Raw genomic sequence first — 18872 nt, 5'->3', positions numbered from 1 at the left:
GCGTCAGGGCAGCCCGCGCCGCCGGCCGGCATCCATGAACAGGGTCGATCCGGCGAGCGCATCGGCTTCGGGTGCCAGCAGCATCTCGATGCCCCACGCGATCTGCTCGACGGTGGTGAAGGCGCCGATGGCGGACTCCTGTTTCATGGCCTGCAGCACCGCGTCCGCGCTGATGCTGTCGCGCTCGGCCCGGGTTTGCGCGACGCGGCGCAGTCGGTCGGTGTCGGCCGGGCCGGGCGCCACCAGGTGGGCGGTGATGCCCCGCGCGCCATAAGCCCAGGAGTACTGCCGCATCAGGTTTGCCAGCGCCGCGTTACACACACCGGCGGTGGCGGCATACGCCGTCGGCTCGAAGCCGTAGTGCCCGCCAATGGCGACCAGACGCGCGCCGGCGTGCAGCTGCGGATCGACCGCTCGCACCAAGCGCATCATGCCGCCCACTTTGATGTTGACCGCGTCGACCACGGCCTCGGTGGACGCCGTCAGTACGCCGCCCGCAGTGGCCACGCCAGGGCCATGCACGACCATGCGCACGCGGCGCCCGGCCACCGCTGCGCCAATGGTCTCGCTGGCCGCGTCGACCGCAATGTCGGCCACACAGGCTTCGATCCGCTCTGAGGGGTCGCACAACGCGGCCAGCGCATTCGCCGAACGCGCCACCGCAATCACCTGCAGCCCCGCGCCGGCCAGCCGTCGGGCAATCCGTTGCCCCATGGCACCGGTTGCGCCGACCACCACCGCACATTCGCGCCGGTCCACCGCCACGCTCAGGTCAGCACTTCAAGAAAGCTCTGGCGCGGGGTGTTGTCCTGCGAAAACGTTGCGTGACCCAGATCGCGCGTGTCCCAGATCAAGGTCGGCGTGTCCGGGTAGTGGACGTAGCCCTCGGCAAACACTTCGTTGCGGTTGCCGCTGGGATCGAAGAAATAAATTGTCATGCCCCGCGTCACACCGTGGCGGTTGGGGCCCACGTCGATGGGCACGCGGTATTTGCCGAGCCGGTCGGCCGCCCTGATGACATCGTGGCCCGACTCCAGCCAGAACGAAGCGTGGTGGAACTTGTTCTGCTCCGGTTGCAGGACAAAGGCGACGTCGTGCGGCGTGGTCGAGCAGGTGAGAAACACCGCCAGCGACATCTGCGATTCGTGCTCGACCAATTTTTCCGAAAGATCGAATTCGAACACCTCGGTGAACAGCTTCACGTTTTCATCGATGTTGCCCCCGCCGAGCAGCAGGTGATCGAGCCGATTGATGTGCAGGCCGCGCACCACGCCATCGTCGGGGGTCACGCCGGGGTTGACGGTGGGCATGGTGTTGCCGATCTGCGCCTTCTCGGCATAGAGCTGCATGGTATGGCCGCTGGGCAGTACGAACTGCAAGCGGCGACCGCTCTTGGGATACACCCCCGCCTCGACGTGGGTGACCTCAAGCCCGAAGGCTTTGATCTTGGGTTCGAGGGCGTCAAGGGTCGCGTCGTCATAGACCTTGAACGCGAAATAATCCATGCCGGGTTTGTCCGACGGATTGAGCACGATGCTGTGATGGTCGTGCTCGTCCCAGCACTTGAAGTAGACCTTGCCTTGATCGTCTTCCATCACCTCGTGCAGACCCATGATGTGCCCGTAGTGATGACGGGCCTTGGCCATGTCCATGACGCGGATGCAGATCTCGCCTGCGCGCAAAACGCCTCTTAATGCCATTGTTGACTCTCCTCTGAGGTACGACGTGTGGTGTGTGACGCCTTATGCAGCCTGCAGAGGCCAATCGTCACGGGGAAAAACAGGCGCATATCAAGCTCCAGCATCTTGTTGTGAGGGGGCCGCATCTGGTCTGACATCAGGCGGCCACGGCGCCGCGCTGCTTCGCCGGGGTCGCCGGTGCAGCCGCAGCCAATTGCTCCTCAGCCAGCAGCTTGTCGAGCACCTTGAGCATCTTGGTGGGGCCCACGTCGTGGACCAGTGCAACTTGCGGGTGGTCGGGCTTTTCGGTCACGCGCAGATGCTGGGCTTCGAGCACGTGGGCGTCTTCCAGAAAGGCGACGTCGAGGACCTCGCGCAGCAGGTCGGACAGGCCGGGGAAGTCGAAGTCCTTGTGCGAGCCCCACGAGAAGTAATACTCGACTGAGTCGGCATCGTTGGGGACCACCGCCTGGCAGGTCATGGTGTTGGCCACCGGGTCGCCGGTGGGCGCGCCTTCTTCCTTGCCATCGGCCACGAAGGCCTGGAAGTGCAGCACCCAGGTGCAGGGCACGGTGTGGGTGATGTCGAAGCTCAGGTCGAAGCGCGCCTCGGCAGGGAACAGGTGTCGCAGGAAGTTGGGCGCCGGCACCGAACGCACCTCGTACTCGGTGCGCAGACCACGCGGCAGCACGGTGTACTGGGCCTTGATGTTCGTATAGCGGGTGCGGGTTTCCGCGTCGTCGCCGCCCAGGGATTTCTGGTGCACCCAGGCGAGGTGGCTCAGGTCAGCCAGATTGGCAATCTCCAGCCGATAGTTGGCGGCGACATGCATCTGTGAGGTTTTCATGTTCCAGTCGGGATGCGAATAGCCGACCGAGACAGGAATCAGACCGGGGTCGGCTAACGCCGGATCGCCCATCCACACCCAGATCCAGTTTTCCCGCTCAACGACCGGAAAGGGCCGCACGCAGGCGCGGTCCGGAATACGGGTCATGCCAGGCACCTCGGTGCACTGACCCTCGGGCGAAAACTTCATCCCGTGGTACATGCAGCGCAGCGAGTCGCCTTCCTTGGCGCCCAGCGACAGCGCCGCCTGACGGTGCGGGCAGCGGTCTTCCAGTGCCACCACGGCGCCATCGGGCTTGCGGTACAACACCACCCGCTCACCGGCCAACTGCCGCGCCAGCAGGGCGTTCTTGCCCTGACTGACCATGAAATCCCAACCCGCGCAATACCACGCATTTTTGACGAACATAGGTTTCTCCTCCTCAGTTACGGCCGGACCGAACCGGCTCGCGTGTTGTTCATCGCCTCGATTACACGCTGGCCCAAAACTGTCCTGATTTCCCTCTCCCGCATGCGGGAGAGGGTGGCCTGTAAGGCCGGGAGAGGGCGCGCCATAGGCGCGGCGGACTTGGCTAAAACCACCGGCCCCCTTCGGGCGCCGCCCTCTCCCCCAGCCCCTCTCCCGCAAGCGGGAGAGGGGAGCGAAAAGATAGCTAGGCATTCCATTTCATTCGCTTGAAGGCCGAAATCAAGCGGCCGCCCGCGAGCCCCCGGACCGCGCCTTGAGCATCGACAAGGCCGTGTCTTCAATCATGTCTTCCTGCCCGCCGATCATCTTCTTGCGACCCAGCTCGATGAGAATGTCGCGGGCCGGAATGCCGTACTTCTGGCTGGCGCGATCGGCGTGCAGCAGGAAGGTGGAATACACCCCGGCGTAGCCGATGGTCAGCGACGAGCGATCCACCCGGACGATGTGCTCCATCATCGGGAAGATGACCTCCTGGGCCATGTCCATCAGCTTGAACAGGTCGCAGCCGGTGACCATGCCCATGCGCTCGGCGACGGCCGCAAACACTTCCAGCGGCGTGTTGCCGGCCCCGGCACCGAGCCCGCCCACCGAGGCATCGATGCGGGTGGCGCCCTCCTCGATGGCGGCAATCGAGTTGGCGATGCCCATGCCGAGGTTGTGATGGCCGTGAAAGCCGATTTCGGTTTCGGGTTTGAGCACGTCACGCAGGGCTCGCACGCTGGCCTTCACGTCGGCCGGCAGCATGTAGCCCGCCGAGTCGGTGACGTACACCGTCTGCGCGCCATAGGACTCCATCATCCGGCCCTGCTCGGCCAGCGCCTTGGGCGGATTGAGGTGGGCCATCATCAGAAACCCGGTGGTGTCCATGCCCAGCTTGCGGGCGTAGGCGATGTGCTGCGGGCTGGTGTCGGCCTCGGTGCAGTGGGTGGCGACGTGCACGCTGCGCACCCCATGATCAAAAGCGCTTTGCAGCTCTTTCATGGTGCCCAAGCCAGGAATCAGCAGGCACGACACGACCGCCTGTTTCATCTTCGGCACCACCGCGTCCCAATACTCCTCGTTGCTGTGCATCGCAAAGCCGTGCTGCAGCGAATTGCCGCCCAACCCGGCGCCGTGGCTGACCTGCAGATAGGGCACACCGGCGTCGTCCAGCGCGGTGGCGACGCGCACCATCTCGTCCAGTGAAATCTGCTCGCGCTTGGCGTGCATGCCATCGCGCAGGCACATGTCGTGCAGCTTGACCTTGCGGCCTTTTAGGTTGATGTCAGCGCTCATCACGCCACCTCCGTGAGTTGCGGTTGGAAGCGTCCGGCGAGAATTTCCTCGGCGAACATTTCGGCGGTGCGGGTGCCGGCGGCGGTCATGATGTCGAGGTTGCCGGCGTACTTGGGCAGGTAATCGCCAAGGCCTTCCACTTCGAGAAAGACCGACACCTTGTTGCCGTCGAACACCGGGCCGTTGACCAGCCGGTAGCCGGGCACGTAGGTCTGCACCTCTTTGATCATCTGGTGGATGGACTCGGTGATACGCGCCTCGTCGGGCGCGCCTTCGGTCAGGCAATACACGGTGTTGCGCATGATCATCGGCGGCTCGGCCGGGTTGACCACCACCAGCGCCTTGCCGCGCTTGGCGCCGCCCACCTTCTCGATGGCGCCCGAGGTGGTGTAGGTGAACTCGTCCAGATTCGCCCGCGTGCCGGGGCCGATGGACTTGCTGGCGGTGGTGGCGATGATCTCGGCGTAGTCGACGTCCTGAATGCGCGACACGGCATGCACCATGGGAATGGTCGCCTGCCCGGCGCAGGAAATCATGTTGACGTTCATGGTGCCGGCCGCCAGTGCGCGCAGGTTCACCGGCGGCACGCACAGCGGGCCGATGGCCGCCGGCGTGAGGTCGATCATCAGCACGCCCAGGGCGTTGAGCTTGCGGGCGTTTTCGGCGTGCACGTAGGCGCTGGTGGCATCAAAGGCAATCTGGATGCCGTCGGCCTGCACGTGTGGCAGCAGGCCATCGACGCCGTCCGCAGTCGTCTTCAAACCCATTTCGGCGGCGCGCTTCAGACCTTCGGATTCGGCGTCGATGCCCACCATCCACACCGGGTCCAGCACCGCGCTGCGCTGAATCTTGTAGATCAGGTCGGTGCCGATGTTGCCCGAGCCGATCAATGCACATTTGATCTTCTTCATGCCTTGACTCCCTGCAGTACCGACGCCGGCGCGCGGCCATTGGCGGCGAAGCCCTGTTGCTGGCGCTCGGCGACGGTGACGCCGCCCACCGAGAAATCATCGGCGGTGAGTTGGTGGATGAGGATGCGCACCGCCTCCGGGCGCGACCCCAGCACCTCGCAAATGGTGTCGGTGACGCGCCGGGCCAGCTCACGCTTGAGTTCCGGCGAGCGACCTTCCATGAGGTGGAATTCAACGATGGGCATACGTGCCTCCTCGCAGTGATGGTGGGTTCATGCGGCGGCACTCCGCGCCAGCGCAGCGCCGGACTGCCCGGCGTGTTCGTCATCAATCAACTGCTGTAATCGACGCCGCGCCTTCACCGGCGCCGGGTCGCTGGACAGCAGCGCCGGCTTGAGCGACCAGAACTCGGCGCCGCCCATCTCGGCCTGCACGGCGGCGATAAGGGGCTCGTCCTCGGCCATGAAGGTGTCGATCATGTTCTTGAGCTTCATCTGGTTGAATTCCTCGCTCTCGACCATGAAATTGCGCAACGAGCCGAAGAAGTAATGCGTGCTGGTGTCCGATTCGGGCGTGAGCAGGTGGTAATCCCACGAGATCAAGCCCTGTTCGTAGTCCTTGGAACCCTGCACCGCACCGACGGTGAGGAACATGTTGGACGGCGCCGTCCACTGCACCTGCACGAACTGCTCGGCGGCGCCTTCGGGGTCGGGCAGCAGCGGCGCGAACAGACCCATGGGCGGGTGCTGCTGCCATTCCCAGCGCACCAGCACGGTGTTGCCTTCGGCGGTCACCGGGGGCTTCTGCGGGCTAAGCTTGCCGGCGGTGTTGAGCAGCGGGCCGTGTACGTGATCGACGTGCGACAGGTCCATCACGTTGTCGACAATCAGCTCGTAATTCGCCGCCATGTGCATGTACCCGCGCCCGATGGCGGTGGGCACCGGGTTGGCCAGCAGCGGGTAATCGGGAATCAGCGCCGGGTCGGCGCGCTGGGCATCGCCCATCCAGATCCACAGAAAGCCGTAGCGCTCCACCAGCGGAAAACGGCGCACGCAGGCGCGCGGCGGAATCGTGCCGTCACCGTGCGGACTGTGCGTGCACTGCCCATCGGCATTGAAGCGCAGCGCGTGGTACGCGCACTGCACCTCATCGCCCACCCGCTTGCCCAGGTGCAGCGGCGCAAAGCGGTGCGGGCAACGATCGTGCAGCGCCACCGCCGTGCCGTCGGCCAGCCGATAGAACAGGATGGACGTATCGAGGATGCGTCGATGGAACATGCCTTCCGTCGCCACTTCGTTGGCGATGGCGGCCACATACCAGGTGTTGTGCAGAGCGTTCATACAATCTCCTCCGATCTCTATGCCGGTCCAAACAGCGCGAAGAGGTCGAGCGCAGTCGAAAGATTCACGCGCTTCATCCCATCCGGAAACTCACGCTGCCCATGTCCTGAAAGCGCGCGAGTACGTTGTCGCCCCTGGCGACGGGAATGGCTTCGGTGATGCCGCCGGTCATGACGAAGCTGCCGGCCTTGAGCGTCTGGCCGCGCGCCGCGAGGTGGCGCAGCAACAGGCGAATGGCCTCGGCCGGATGGCCCAGCACGGCGGCGCTGGCGCCCAGCGCCTGAATCTCACCGTTGACCTCGATCACCACGCCGAGGGTGCGCAGGTCGAGCCCGCGCGGGTCCAGCGGCCGCCCGCCGGTGACGTAGCGCGCCGTCGAGCAGTTGTCGGCAATCACGCTGGGCAGGTCGAACTTGAATTTCTCGAAGCGCGAGTCGATGACTTCCACCGCCGGAATGACATAGTCGGTGGCGGCGATGACCTGCTCCAGGGTGACGTCGTCACCGCCGAGTTCGGCATTCATCACGAAGGCGATCTCGGCCTCGATGCGCGGGTGAATCAGTTCGTCGATGGCGATGACGCCGTTCTCGGGCCGGGCATGGCTGGCCATGAGCACGCCGAAACCGGGCAGGTGCACACCCATCTGGTCCATCTTGGCCTTGGAGGTGAGCCCGGCCTTCACCCCCACCTGACGGTCGCCGCGCGCCACCCAGCGACGGGTCAGTTCGTCCTGGACGTCGTAGCCGTCACTGATGCTCAGGTCCGGAAATTCATCGGTGAGCTTGGCCATGGTGGTGGCCGTGTCCTGCGCGTGCAGCACCCGGTCGGCCAGAATCTTCAGGGTCTTGGCGTCAAGCATCAGGCGGCCTCCCCGCTGAACAACACTTCGCAACTGCCGAGCCCGCCGACGGTGCATTTGAGACGATCCCCCACCACGGCGGGAATCAAGGTGGATTGCGAGCCGGACAGAATCACCTCCCCGGCCAGAAACGGAATGCCCAGATGGCCCAGGGTGTTGGCCAGCCACACCACGGCATTCACCGGCCCGCCCTGCACGGCCGCGCCAGCGGCGGTGGAGAACAGTTCGCCATTCATTTCCAGCACCATGCCGGCGAGGTTCAGGTCGAGCTCGGTGGGTTTCTTGCGGGCGCGGCCCAGCACGTAGACGCCGCAGGAGGCGTTGTCGGCGACGGTGTCCTGGATCTTGATTTTCCAGTCGGTGATGCGCGAATCGACGATCTCGAAACAGGGCACCACGTAGTCGGTGGCGCGGATCACGTCGGTGGCAGTGATGCCGGGGCCGATGAGATCGCGCTTTAGCACGAACGCCACTTCGGCCTCGGCCTTGGGCTGAATCAAGCCGCCAATCGGCAGCGGCTGACCCTCTTCAAAGGCCATGCCCGAGGTGAGCTGCCCGAAGTCGGGCTGGTTGACGCCCACCATCTGCTGCACCGCCTTGGAGGTGACGCCGATCTTCTTGCCGACGATGCGCTCCCCCGCCGCCACCCGCCGCGCCACCATGCGGCTTTGGATGCGGTAGGCGTCTTCGATGGTGATGTCCGGCTCGGTACTGACCAGGGGCGCAATGGTGCGGCGCTGCATCAGCGCGTCGTAGAGCGCGTCGCCGTAGTGCTGGATTTTGTCGGGGGTCATTGGGGGCTCACAAAAGCGTTCAACGCAAAGGCGCGAAGGGACAAGAAAGGACGCAAAGAAAAATCCTTTCCTTCAAATGCTGTTCTTTGCGTCCTTTGCTTCATCGTTATCCTTTGCGCCTTTGCGTTAAACGCTTCTGGCTTTGCATCAATCGCCTTGGCGTTGGTGGTTGCTAGCGGGTTCACAGCTTCACGCACACGTTGCGCAGCTCGGTGTAGAACTCCAGCGAGTGCACGCCGCCTTCGCGGCCGATGCCGGATTGCTTGGACCCGCCGAAGGGCGTGCGCAGGTCGCGCAGAAACCAGGAATTGATCCAGGTGATGCCCACCTCAATCGCCGCCGCCATGCGGTGCGCACAGGACAGGTTCGTGGTCCAGATCGTCGTCGACAGGCCGTAGTCGGTGTCGTTGGCCCAGGCCACCACCTCGTCTTCGGTATCGAAAGGCGTGATGTGGCAGCAGGGGCCGAAGATTTCTTCGCGCATCACCCGCGCGTTTTCCGGCAGCCCGGTCCAGATGGTGGGCTGCACCCAGGCGCCGTTGGCAAGGTCGCCCTCCAGCGTCGGCACGCCACCGCCGGTGACCACGGTCGCGCCTTCTTCGGCGGCGAGTTTGTAGTAGCCCAGCACCTTGCTGCGGTGTTCCTGGCTGATCAGCGGCCCCAGCGACGTACCGGGCGTCATGGCCTCGGCCTTGGCCTTCAGGGCGGCAACAAATTTTTCGAAGATGGGCCGCTGCACGTAGACCCGCTCGGTGCCGAGGCAGACCTGCCCGCAGTTGAGGAAGGCCGAGCGGCTGATGCCTTCAATCGCCGCGTCGAAATCACAGTCGGCGAAGACGATGCCGGCGTTCTTGCCGCCCAGTTCGAAGGACACGTCGCGAATGCCGTCGGCGGCCGCTTTCATGATCGCCGCGCCGGTGCGGGTTTCCCCGGTGAAAGTGATGGCGGCCACGTCCTTGTGCCGGGTGAGCGCCTCACCAGCCGAGTCCGGGCCGAGGCCGTGCACCACGTTGTACACACCGGGCGGCACGCCCACCGCGTTCATCACTTCACCGAGCAGGGTCGCGGTACCGGGAGACTCTTCCGACGGCTTGACCACCACGGTGTTGCCGCAGGCCAGCGCCGGCGCGACCTTCCAGGTCATCAGCAGCAGCGGCGCGTTCCACGGACAGATCACGCCGATGACGCCCTTGGGTTTGCGAATGGCGTAGTTGAGCGCCCCGGCGCCGTCCGGCGTGGCCATTTGGAAGGCCTCGGTGGGCACGTTCTTGACCACGTCGGCAAAGATCTTGAAGTTGGCGGCGCCGCGCGGAATGAAGGCGTGCTCCATCACCGAGCGCGGCTGCCCGGTGTCGGCCATTTCGGCCTCGACGAAGTCTTCGAAACGGCGGGTGATTTCGTCAGCCACCTTGTAGAGCAGCGCGGTGCGCGCCTCGGTGGTCATGGAACCCCAGGGACCTTTCATCGCGGCCTTGGCGGCGGTAACCGCGGCATCAATTTCAGGTGCACGGCCTTCGGCAACCCGGCCAATCACCGCGTTATCGGTGGGGCGGCGCTTCTCGAAGTCGCGGCCGTCGGCTGAGGCAACGAACTGGCCATTGATGAAATGCTTGAACAGGTTTGATGCCATGTCAGTCAGGTCTCAGAGGAAACACGAAGGGCGGCGACCCCGGCCTGGGCGCAGGCGACGTCCTGCGCCTCGCTGCCGCCTGAAACACCAATGGCGCCGATCAGCGCATCGCCCTCGTGGATCGGCAGCCCGCCGCGAATGAAGCTGAAGCCGCTGAGCGCAATGCCCTCGCGCACCCGCGGGGCTTCCTGCGCCATGGCCTGCTCAACCACTTCGGCAGGCAGGCCAACGGCCGCCACTGAATGGGCCTTGCCGATCGACAGGTCGCCGGAGATCAGAAATGCGTTCGGCATGCGGCTAAAACCAGTGAGCGTTCCCCCGCTATTCACGACCGCAGCTGCGACCGAGATCTGCAACGACTCGGCGTGCGCCAGCGCGGCGTTGATGGCACGGAGCGCCGCAGTGTGCGTGATCACCGGGCGATTCACGCTCAGCGGGGTCGCGGTCATGACGCCCTTCCCGCCATCGCCGCGCACTGACGGCGCATGCGTTCAAAGGGGTCACAGACCGCATCATCAGATGCGACATTGCGGCGCGGCGCGGCACGCAAGACCAAGGCACCGGCCGGAAACAGCTGGCAGGCCAGCGCGAAGCCCTCGAGGCGCTCGGCCGGGCTCACCTGGGCACTGCTCATTTGACCGGTGCGGTAGTGACCGTCGAGGATCTCGACCCGGCACACGCCACAACCGCCGCTGCGACACCCCACAGCGACCGAGGTTCGGCCGCAGTCGATCATCGCAGCCAGAACCGACCGATCTTCACTGCAAAGAAAGTGATGATCGGGACCGACGATGGTGACGCGGTGCTGCATGGTGCGGGGTCTCCTCCGGCGCGGAATGTGATGCAGGCTGCTCTGATGGCAAGCTCGTGATGGACTTGAAGGTAGTTTCCACTGCCATCGCCGTCCAATACTTTTGAGCCTTGCGTGTGATACCGGGTACGTATCACTGGTCAACAACTTCACGTCGCTGCATTATCAGTTGATGAACCTTTCGACCCTCGAATTGCGGCATCTGCGCTATTTCGTCGCCGTGGTTGAGCAGCGCAGCTTTCGCGCCGCAGCGCTGCACCTGCATGTCTCGCAGCCGCCGCTGACCCGGCAGGTGCAACAGCTCGAAGAAGCCCTCGGCGTCACCCTGTTGCTGCGCAAACCGCGCGGCGTCGAAACCACCGTGGCCGGACGGGTGTTTTTCGAGGAGGCACGCAACGTGCTCGCGCTGATCGCACAGGGCGCCCGTCGGGCACAGTTGGCCGGCCAGGGCCAGTTGGGGCAACTCGACGTCGGCGTGTTCGGCTCGGCGATGTTCGGCGCCATTCCGCAGGTGATTCAGGCATTCCGGCAACAGCACCCCAAAGTGGACGTGGTGCTGCACAACCTTGACCGCGCCGGCCAGATTCGCGCCTTGCGCGAGCGCCGGCTCACCGTTGGCTTCAACCGCTTCTTCGACATCGAGCCCGACCTGCACTGGGAAGTGGTCCACCCCGAGCGACTCAACATCGCCCTGCCGGCGGCCCACCCGCTGGCGTCACGCGACCGCTTGCGGCTGAAAGACATTGCCGGCGAGCCCCTGATCCTGTATCCGCGCCACCCGCGACCGAGCTTTATCGACCAGGCCCTGCGGCTGTTTCAGCAACAGCAGTTGACGCCACGGATGATCCAGGAGGTCGACGATGTGGTCACCGCGGTGGCCCTGGTTTCCAGCGGCATGGGCCTGAGCCTGGTGACCGATTCGGCGTGCAACCTGCGACTGCCGGGTCTGGTCTACCGGCCGCTGCACGCCGTCGAGGCTGACCACTTCGACCTGTGCATGATCTACCGCGTTGATGACCACTCAGCCCTGCTCAAGGCCTTTGTCGACACCGTTAGAGCGATGCGCAAGGCGCTGCAACCCCCTCACTGAGCCCGGGGTCGCGCCGGCTTCGAACGGCGTGCTCCCCCACCCCGCTTGCCCGGGGCGGGCGCCAAGGCTTGGACAGCGCTCTCGGCGCGGGCTTCCTTGAGAAACTCGGCGAGCAGCGGTGAGCGGTCATCGCGCCGAAAGATGATGCACAACTCGGCCGAGGCCCTGTCTTCGGCACGCAGCGGAATCTGCACGGTGCCTGGCACCTGCAGGTTGCGACCGGAATCGCTGACCAGACTCAGCCCCATGCCGCTGGCCACCAGACCCACTGCAGTGACCATGTCGTCGACTTCCTGGCTGACGTTGGGCGTGATCTTGCGCTGGTGAAACAGCCGCATCATCCGGTCGATGAAGCCGGGCCGCGGGGTCCGCGGATAAAGGATCAGCGGCTCGCGGCCGATCTCGGCAAGACTCAGCACCTTTCGACTCGCCAGCCTGTGCTGCTCGGGCACCACCACCACCATCTGCTCGTTGAGAATGACCTCCCACTGCAGGTCCGGCTCCTCGGCAAAAAAGCGATTGAAGCCCACGGCGATGCGCCGTTCGCGCAGCGCCTTGATCTGATCCAGGCGATCCATGCTGTGCAGCACCAGCTCCACCTGCGGGTGCGACTGCCGAAAGCGGTGCACGATTTTCGGGATGGGACCCAGCACCGCAGACCCGAACACACCGATGTCGAGACGACCCAATCCGCCCATGCCCGCCAGCCGCGTTCGGTCGGCCGCCTGCTCGGCAAGACTCAGCAGGTTGCAGGCTTCGGCATAAAACACCTGCCCGGCTTCAGTGGGCTCGGCACCGCGTGCGCTGCGCTCAAGCAGACGCACCCCCAGGGCCTCTTCGAGCTGCTGAATCTGCCGCGTCAGCGGCGGCTGCGAGACGTGCAGCCGCAGCGCCGCCGCGCGAAACGTGCGTTGTTCGACCACTGCGACGAAATAGCGCAGGTGGCGTAATTCAATCCCGTTCAAAGCCATAAAGTGGCAACCCGCAAGAAAACCGGAGGCGACCCTGATACTCGTTGGGTATCGAACCATCCGTCAAGAGTATTGGACGTTTGCCCGTCGACGCTTCTAATGTCGCACCAATAACTGGAGCAGCCGCGAGGAGGCAGGCATGCCCATCATTCAAGTCAACATGCTTGAAGGCCGCAGTACCGCCGAGAAGCGCGCACTGGTTGCGGCGCTGACCGATGCGGTCGTCGAGTCGCTGGGCGCCGACCCACAGTCAGTCCGCATCATGATTCACGAATTGGCGGCCGAGCACTACGCACTGGCCGGCACCACGGCAGGCGACCAACCGTTGGCACAGCGCCGTGGCCGAAACGGCGCGTCCGCCCTCGCGGGGGCCAACGAATGAGCGCCGCCGAATCGAGCGGCACCTCGCTGCCGGCGGGCTTCGAGCCCTTGGAGACCTACGTTCCGTACTGGTGTCTGGACACCAATGATGCGCGGCGCGCAGCACGTTCGCAGGCCGAGATGCCCGAAATCCAGGCCTTCTACGACGCCATCGTCGCGCGGGCAGAGGACGCCATCGCCCATGTCGAACAATTTGAGTTGGGACAAATGCCGGCCGAGGCCGAGCGCCTGTTCAAGCTGCTGCTGGCGATGAATCACGCGGCGATTGCCGTCGAGATGCACGGCGCGCCGCGCGCCATCGACTCCAACTGGCCCAGCGCCGTGCGCATTTCGCGCGGGCCCTGGCCGCATGGCGGAACACTCTGAGGAGAGACAATCATGAGCGCCGTTCTTGACGAAAAAACTGCCGCACCGCGATTCAAGGCGCCCGAGCACAGCTTCACCCTGGCGGCCAACCTCGGCACCGGGCCGGTGTCGGTGGAGCCGTACCGCTCACCCGCGTATTTCGAGCTCGAGCGCGAGCGCGTGTTTCGTCGCGCCTGGCTGTACGCAGGCAGGGTCGAAGCGTTGCCCGAGACCCACAGCTACTTCATCAAGGATCTGGATGTCTGCAAGGCCTCGGTGCTGGTGACGCGTGGCAAGGGTGAACGCATCCGGGCCTTTCACAACGTGTGCAGCCATCGCGGCAACCTGGTGGTGAACCAAGCCTGCGGCAAGGCCGAGCGCTTTGTCTGCAAGTATCACAACTGGTCTTATTCGAGCGACGGCTCGCTGATGGGCATTCCCGACCAGAAACATTTCTTTGACGTCGACAAGAAGACCTGCGGCCTGACGCCCATCGCCTGCGAGGTGTGGGAAGGCTTCATTTTCATCAACCTGCAGCCCACACCTGAAGTCAGCCTTGCCGAGTTTCTCGGGCCGTTCGGCACCAAGTACGCCGGCATCCCGTACTTCAATCTCGATGAAACCATCGTCATTGAGGCCGATTTCCAGGCCAACTGGAAACTCATCTGCGACGCCTTCGCCGAGCCTTACCACGTGCCCTCGCTGCACCCCGGCACGCTGGCGCCGGGTTTTGCCCACCCTGAAGACAACAAGTACGCCCGGCCGCTGAGCGCGATGGCGCACGGCATTCACCGGCATTTTTCGGCCTATGGCAATCCGCAGTACGTGCCCGCGCCAGAGTCGAAAGTCGAGCGGATGGTGTACATCCAGGACACCGGTGGCGTACTTGGCGGCGATGCCCAGGGCAATGCCGCCGCGCTGTGGTCGCACCCGGCCATCAATCCGACCAAGGACCCCAACTGGTCAGCTGACGTCACCTGGATTTTCCCCAACTTCAACATCGATTACTCCACCGGTGGCTTCTGGACCCACGAGTTCTGGCCGGTGGCCTACAACCGCACCAAGTGGACCCAGCGGATCTACATTCCAAAAACCGCATCGGTGCGTCATCGCCTGCAGCTTGAGCACTACGCCTGTCGCTGGGCCGAAGTCGTGCTCGAAGATGTGACCAACTGTGAACGGATCCAGCGCGGACTGGAGTCGGGCGCCAAAGACGTGATGCACCTGCAGGACGCTGAAATGCTCATTCGCCACAACCTGCACGTGCTCGACAACTGGGTGAAGGCCGACCGGGTCGCCGACGCGCTGAAATAACAATGAAACCGTGCCACTACCGGGGGAGAACACCGTGAGCCAAGGTCAATCGGATAAACCGCAAGCCGGCAGCGCGCAGTTACTCGCGCGCCGCAATCTGCTGAAGGGCTTTGCCGCAGCAACCGCCGTACCGCTGATGCCGATGGGCACCGCCCACGCCGCTGCCGACATGCATTGGGACGGCGAGGCCGAAGTGCTGATCGTGGGCACCGGCGCCGCCGGACTTTCGGCGGCGCTGGCCGCCGTCGGCAAGGGCGCCAGCGTCATCCTGTTCGACAAGATGCCGTTTCAGGGCGGCACCACGGTCAAGTCTGGCGGCGTGTTCTGGATACCCAACAACCCCGGCCTGCAGGCCAAGGGCGTCAAGGACGAACGCCCCGACGCGCTGCGCTACATGGCCCGTCTGGCCCACCCGACCCGCTATGCCGCAGGCGATGCGCGACTGGGGCTGACCCAGGCCGAGTTCGATCTGATCGCCACCTTCTATGACCACGGCGCGCGCGTGGTGACGGCGCTTGAGACCCAGTGCGGCCTCAAGGCGATCCCCTGGGCCACCTGGGAAGAGAAGGACTACCCCGACTACTACGCCGATATCGCCGAGAACACGGTGCATCGCGGTCGCTCACTGGTGCCCGACAGCAGCGATGATCCGGACTCGGTGGTCTGGCCCAAAAAGGGCGGCGCTGGCCCCCGGCTGGTGCAATTGATGAGCGACGGCCTGAAAGACAAACCCGCGCAGATCCTGCTGGACCATAAGGTGCTGGACCTGGTCCGCGACGACCAAGGCAAGATCATCGGCCTCACCGTCGACCGCGGCGACAAGACCCCGGCCCGGTTCCGCGCCCGCAAGGGTGTGGTGTTTGGCAGCGGCGGCTTCACCCACAACGCGGCGCTGGCGGGCGACTATCTTCGCGGCCGCATCTGGGGCGGTTGCGCCGCACCCGGCAGCACCGGTGACTTCATTCCCATCGCCACCCGAGCCGGCGCCGCGCTGGGCAACATGAGCCACGCCTGGTGGGGGCAGATTCCGGTGGAGGTGGCGCTCAAGACGCCCAGCACGGCCGCCACCGTATGGTCCACGCCGGGTGACAGCGTGATTCAGGTGAACCGTTACGGAAAGCGCTTCGTCAATGAAAAGATTCAGTACAACGAGCGCACCCAGGCCCACTTTTACTGGGACGCGGTCCGCGCCGAATACCCCAACCTGCTCGGCTTCATGATCTGGGATGGGCGCACCGCCGAGCGCTATGCCGGCTACGACCCGATTCCCGCCGCCAATGCACGCCTGTCGCAGATCATCTCGGCCGATTCGCTGGCAGCGCTGACCGCGCAGCTCAAGGAAAGGCTTGCCGGCATCGCCGCCAAGACCGGCGGATTCACCCTAGACGACGCCTTTCTGAAGAACCTTGAAGCCACCATCGCCCGCTTCAACGGCTTCGCGAAAAGCGGCAAGGACGAGGATTTTTCACGTGGCGAAGCCGCCATTGAAACCGCCTTCCAGTTCATGAACGCGGCGCCCGCCGAGAACCCTTACCCGAACCGGATGATGCACCCCATCGCCGACAAGGGGCCTTATCACGCGGTGATCCTGGGCGCCGGCACGCTCGACACCAAAGGTGGCCCGGTGGTCGACCCGAGCGGCCGGGTGCTCGATGCCCAGGGCAAGGCCATCGCCGGGCTCTACGCCGCCGGTAACTGCGTGGCCCACCCTGCAGGTCAGGCGTACTGGGCCGGCGGCGGCACGCTGGGACCTGCGCTGACCTTTGGCTGGCTGGCCGGGGAGGCCGTCAGTGATGCGTGACCGATCACTGGCGATCCTCTGCGGTCTCATGGCACTCGGTTTCACCGCGCTCGCGGGGGCCGCAGAGCCCGAGGGCGTGAGCTTTGCCGACGACCTCCAGCCCATGCTCAACAGTCAATGTGTGTATTGCCATGTGACCGGCGCCGAGAACGGCGGGCTGAATCTGGGCCGGCGACACTCGCACGCCGATCTCCTGTCACCGAGCGAGGGCGCCCCGCTGCCCCGCGTCGCGCCCGGCGATGTCGAAGGCAGTTACCTGGTGCACAAGCTGCGCGGCACACATCTGGAGGTGGGCGGCAGCGGCAGCGCCATGCCGGTCTATGACCCGCCGAAACCGTTCCCGGCCAAATACCTTGAGGCGGTCGAGCGTTGGATCGAGGCGGGCGCACCGGATAACTGAAACCGTTTCGGCGGGCCGCGCCGGCCGGGTCAGATAGGCGGCGCGTTCAGCGGATAACCCCGCCCGGCATAGTCGAATCCGCCCAGTTCGAGTGCGGCCAGGGTTTTGTCCTGCGGCGAGGCGTAATACGCGCGTATTTCCTCAATCAGGCCGCGCGGGCTGAAGCGATACCACTCATCACCGCGCAGAACGGTGTGCTGCTTGCGCTTGAAATGGCTCCACTCGATCACGGCACGACGCGACCTTGGCTCGCCCATGAACTGATCAACCGTCCAGTAGGACCCGAAGTTCTCGACGGCATACTGCCAGCGCTTGCCAATTTCGAGCGCGCCCCGAAAGGGCCCGCCATACATGCCTGGCGGAAAATAGTGCACGGCGTCGGGCTCGAAATAGGTCGCGATATGCGCGGGGTCCCCGGTGTTGCAGGCTTCGAAATAGGCGCGAACAAACGCCTCCATCTCAGTAACGGTCATGGTGCCCTGTCTCCATTGGCCGGTTGTGGATCTGCGTCCGTCGGGTCTTCAGAGCTTTCTGAACAACGGACTCCTGACCTGCTGTGCGTCGGCGGCCGACAGAAACTTCTCGGTGTAGATGTCGTTCTCAAACAGCCGACCCTGCATCAGGGTGGTGATGCAGGCATCGATCATCGCCGGTGGCCCGCACAGGTAGGCCTTGTGGTCACGGAAATCATTGTCGAAGTGCGCCTTGGCTGCGTCGTGGACGAAGCCGCGCAGGCCGCTCCAGTCGGTGTCCTGGGGCTCATCCGATAGCGACGGCACATAGGTGAAATTGGCGTGCTTGTCGGCCAGCGCGCTGAATTCAGCGTGGTAATAGAGCTCTTTACGGCTGCGCTGCCCGTATACGAGCGTGATCGGCCGGGTGCAGCCTTCGGCCAGCAAATCAAGAATCATGCTGCGCGGGCTGGACAAACCCGACCCGCCTGCCATGAAGATGACCGGCAGATCGGCCGACTTTCGGACGAAGAAGCGGCCGTAAGGGCCAGAAAGCCGGACGTCGTCACCCGCTTTCAGCGATTCATGGACATAGGTCGTGCCGGCGCCACCGGCGACGATACGCACGTTGAGTTCGATGGTCGCACCCTGGCCCGGCGCGCTGGCAATCGAGAACGGTCGGCTGATCCCCAGCGATGGAATCTCGAGGTTGATGTATTGCCCGGCCTGGAAGTGGATCGGCTTGTCGAGCGCAATCCAGATGCCCTTGATGGTCGGCGTCAGGTTCTCAATGCGCACCACCCGGCCCGGAAAATCCTCAACCGCAATGTTTTCGGCATCGGGCTCTTCGTCGATGTCGGCTTCGATGGTGACATCCGAGGTCATCGTGGCGCAGCAGGCGAGCGTCTTGCCCTCGTCACGCTCGAAGTCCATCAGCGCAAACGGTGAGGCCTCGCCGTGCTCGACCTCGCCTTCGATCACCTGCACCTTGCAGGTGGCGCACAGGCCATGGCAGCACGCATGGGGCAACCAGATGCCGGCGCGCAGACAGGCATCGAGCAGGGTCTGCTCGTCCGCCACTTCGATGGTTTCACCCAGCGGCTCGATTCTCAGTTCATACGACATTGACCAGGGTCCTAGCCCGCACCGTTGTGGCCGTCGAGTCCCGGCGTCCGGAAGCGGATCTGTGCCTTGTGTTTGAGGCCATGGTCGGCGATGGATTTGTCCATGTCGGGGCTGAAGGGTCCCTTCGCGGTCGACCATTGGACCGTGTCCCAGTCGATTTTCTCGAAATCGGGGTGCATGCCGAACACCATCGGCATGACCTCCTTGATCAGCGCGCCGAACGGCATCTGTGGCGGCAACGGCAGGCACATGGGCCAGCCGGTCATGGTGTGCTTTTCCCAACAGATGTTGAGCAACTGCTGGTCGCCGTATTTGGGCTGCGCGTCCTTGAACTCGCCGTGGTAGTCAGGGGTGATGGCTTTGACAGGCATGGGTACGC

Annotated in this window: 22 protein-coding genes; 6 read left to right on the top strand and 16 right to left on the bottom strand. The window is 64.4% G+C overall.

Going from position 1 to position 18872, the window contains the following annotated elements; all coding sequences use genetic code 11:
* Positions 1-3: 3 nt before the first annotated feature.
* The 12 genes from U741_RS0110465 to U741_RS0110410 form a co-directional block, all read right to left on the bottom strand.
* Positions 4-765: an SDR family oxidoreductase gene (locus U741_RS0110465; protein ID WP_029890422.1), complete on the bottom strand. Its 762-nt coding sequence runs from the start codon at positions 763-765 to the stop codon at positions 4-6.
* Positions 766-767: 2 nt separating this feature from the next.
* Positions 768-1700, bottom strand: a complete 933-nt coding sequence (locus tag U741_RS0110460; RefSeq protein ID WP_029890421.1) for a catechol 2,3-dioxygenase — start codon at positions 1698-1700, stop codon at positions 768-770.
* Positions 1701-1836: 136 nt separating this feature from the next.
* Complete coding sequence (locus U741_RS0110455; RefSeq protein WP_052378697.1) at positions 1837-2934, bottom strand: Rieske 2Fe-2S domain-containing protein; 1098 nt, start codon at positions 2932-2934, stop codon at positions 1837-1839.
* A 279-nt stretch (positions 2935-3213) separates the two neighbouring features.
* Positions 3214-4269 (bottom strand): 4-hydroxy-2-oxovalerate aldolase, encoded by a 1056-nt coding sequence (gene dmpG, locus U741_RS0110450; RefSeq protein ID WP_029890419.1) that lies wholly within the window; start codon positions 4267-4269, stop codon positions 3214-3216.
* The gene (locus tag U741_RS0110445) at positions 4269-5180 is read right to left on the bottom strand and encodes an acetaldehyde dehydrogenase (acetylating) (RefSeq protein WP_029890418.1); all 912 of its coding nucleotides are present in this window, start codon (positions 5178-5180) and stop codon (positions 4269-4271) included. Before U741_RS0110445 ends, dmpG begins: the two co-directional genes overlap by 1 nt.
* Positions 5177-5425, bottom strand: coding sequence for a tautomerase family protein (locus U741_RS0110440; RefSeq protein WP_029890417.1), 249 nt, complete (start codon positions 5423-5425; stop codon positions 5177-5179). Before U741_RS0110440 ends, U741_RS0110445 begins: the two co-directional genes overlap by 4 nt.
* Before the next feature lie 27 nt (positions 5426-5452).
* The gene (locus U741_RS0110435; RefSeq protein ID WP_043110261.1) at positions 5453-6520 is read right to left on the bottom strand and encodes a Rieske 2Fe-2S domain-containing protein; all 1068 of its coding nucleotides are present in this window, start codon (positions 6518-6520) and stop codon (positions 5453-5455) included.
* A gap of 73 nt (positions 6521-6593) precedes the next feature.
* Positions 6594-7379 carry a 2-oxo-3-hexenedioate decarboxylase gene (gene dmpH / locus U741_RS0110430; RefSeq protein WP_029890415.1) on the bottom strand — a complete coding sequence of 262 codons (786 nt, stop codon included), beginning with the start codon at positions 7377-7379 and terminating at the stop codon, positions 6594-6596.
* Positions 7379-8173: a 2-oxopent-4-enoate hydratase gene (gene dmpE / locus U741_RS0110425; protein WP_029890414.1), complete on the bottom strand. Its 795-nt coding sequence runs from the start codon at positions 8171-8173 to the stop codon at positions 7379-7381. Before dmpE ends, dmpH begins: the two co-directional genes overlap by 1 nt.
* A 181-nt stretch (positions 8174-8354) precedes the next feature.
* Positions 8355-9803, bottom strand: coding sequence for a 2-hydroxymuconic semialdehyde dehydrogenase (locus tag U741_RS0110420; protein WP_029890413.1), 1449 nt, complete (start codon positions 9801-9803; stop codon positions 8355-8357).
* A gap of 5 nt (positions 9804-9808) precedes the next feature.
* Complete coding sequence (locus U741_RS0110415; protein ID WP_029890412.1) at positions 9809-10252, bottom strand: GlcG/HbpS family heme-binding protein; 444 nt, start codon at positions 10250-10252, stop codon at positions 9809-9811.
* Positions 10249-10614 (bottom strand): 2Fe-2S iron-sulfur cluster-binding protein, encoded by a 366-nt coding sequence (locus tag U741_RS0110410; protein WP_084154799.1) that lies wholly within the window; start codon positions 10612-10614, stop codon positions 10249-10251. Before U741_RS0110410 ends, U741_RS0110415 begins: the two co-directional genes overlap by 4 nt.
* A gap of 172 nt (positions 10615-10786) precedes the next feature.
* Between U741_RS0110410 and U741_RS0110405 the strand changes: the two genes are divergently transcribed.
* On the top strand, positions 10787-11704 hold the full coding sequence (locus tag U741_RS0110405; protein WP_029890410.1) for a LysR family transcriptional regulator: 918 nt from the start codon (positions 10787-10789) through the stop codon (positions 11702-11704).
* On the opposite strand, the gene U741_RS0110400 is transcribed toward U741_RS0110405, so the two are convergent.
* Positions 11698-12675, bottom strand: coding sequence for a LysR family transcriptional regulator (locus tag U741_RS0110400; RefSeq protein WP_084154798.1), 978 nt, complete (start codon positions 12673-12675; stop codon positions 11698-11700). The two genes, U741_RS0110405 and U741_RS0110400, sit on opposite strands and share 7 nt — an antisense overlap.
* 139 nt (positions 12676-12814) lie before the next feature.
* On the opposite strand from U741_RS0110400, the gene thmT reads away from it, so the two are divergent.
* Genes thmT through U741_RS18415 form a run of 5 tightly spaced genes read left to right on the top strand, consistent with a single transcriptional unit; the run spans position 12815 to position 16916 of the window.
* Positions 12815-13057: a 2-hydroxymuconate tautomerase gene (gene thmT, locus U741_RS0110395; protein WP_029890408.1), complete on the top strand. Its 243-nt coding sequence runs from the start codon at positions 12815-12817 to the stop codon at positions 13055-13057.
* The gene (locus tag U741_RS0110390) at positions 13054-13422 is read left to right on the top strand and encodes a hypothetical protein (RefSeq protein WP_029890407.1); all 369 of its coding nucleotides are present in this window, start codon (positions 13054-13056) and stop codon (positions 13420-13422) included. The genes thmT and U741_RS0110390 overlap by 4 nt, the downstream gene beginning before the upstream one ends.
* A 12-nt stretch (positions 13423-13434) precedes the next feature.
* Positions 13435-14715 (top strand): aromatic ring-hydroxylating oxygenase subunit alpha, encoded by a 1281-nt coding sequence (locus tag U741_RS0110385; protein ID WP_084154797.1) that lies wholly within the window; start codon positions 13435-13437, stop codon positions 14713-14715.
* 34 nt (positions 14716-14749) lie between these two features.
* A complete protein-coding gene (locus tag U741_RS0110380) occupies positions 14750-16516 on the top strand; it encodes an FAD-dependent oxidoreductase (protein ID WP_084154796.1) in 1767 nt (588 codons plus the stop codon).
* Positions 16509-16916, top strand: coding sequence for a hypothetical protein (locus tag U741_RS18415; protein ID WP_052378695.1), 408 nt, complete (start codon positions 16509-16511; stop codon positions 16914-16916). Before U741_RS0110380 ends, U741_RS18415 begins: the two co-directional genes overlap by 8 nt.
* A 29-nt stretch (positions 16917-16945) precedes the next feature.
* Here the strand turns inward: U741_RS18415 and U741_RS0110370 are convergent, their stop codons facing one another.
* From U741_RS0110370 to U741_RS0110360, 3 genes are read right to left on the bottom strand one after another with little or no spacing between them, the layout of a single operon-like run.
* A complete protein-coding gene (locus U741_RS0110370; RefSeq protein WP_029890403.1) occupies positions 16946-17389 on the bottom strand; it encodes a nuclear transport factor 2 family protein in 444 nt (147 codons plus the stop codon).
* 48 nt (positions 17390-17437) lie between these two features.
* A complete protein-coding gene (locus U741_RS0110365; protein ID WP_029890402.1) occupies positions 17438-18493 on the bottom strand; it encodes an NADH:ubiquinone reductase (Na(+)-transporting) subunit F in 1056 nt (351 codons plus the stop codon).
* A gap of 11 nt (positions 18494-18504) precedes the next feature.
* On the bottom strand, positions 18505-18864 hold the full coding sequence (locus U741_RS0110360; protein ID WP_029890401.1) for a phenol hydroxylase subunit P4: 360 nt from the start codon (positions 18862-18864) through the stop codon (positions 18505-18507).
* Positions 18865-18872: the final 8 nt, after the last annotated feature.

The organism is Polycyclovorans algicola TG408, assembly GCF_000711245.1.
Taxonomy (GTDB): Bacteria; Pseudomonadota; Gammaproteobacteria; order Nevskiales; family Nevskiaceae; genus Polycyclovorans; species Polycyclovorans algicola.
Note: the sequence above shows the minus strand (reverse complement) of the source record. Positions and strands in the feature narration are given on the sequence as shown.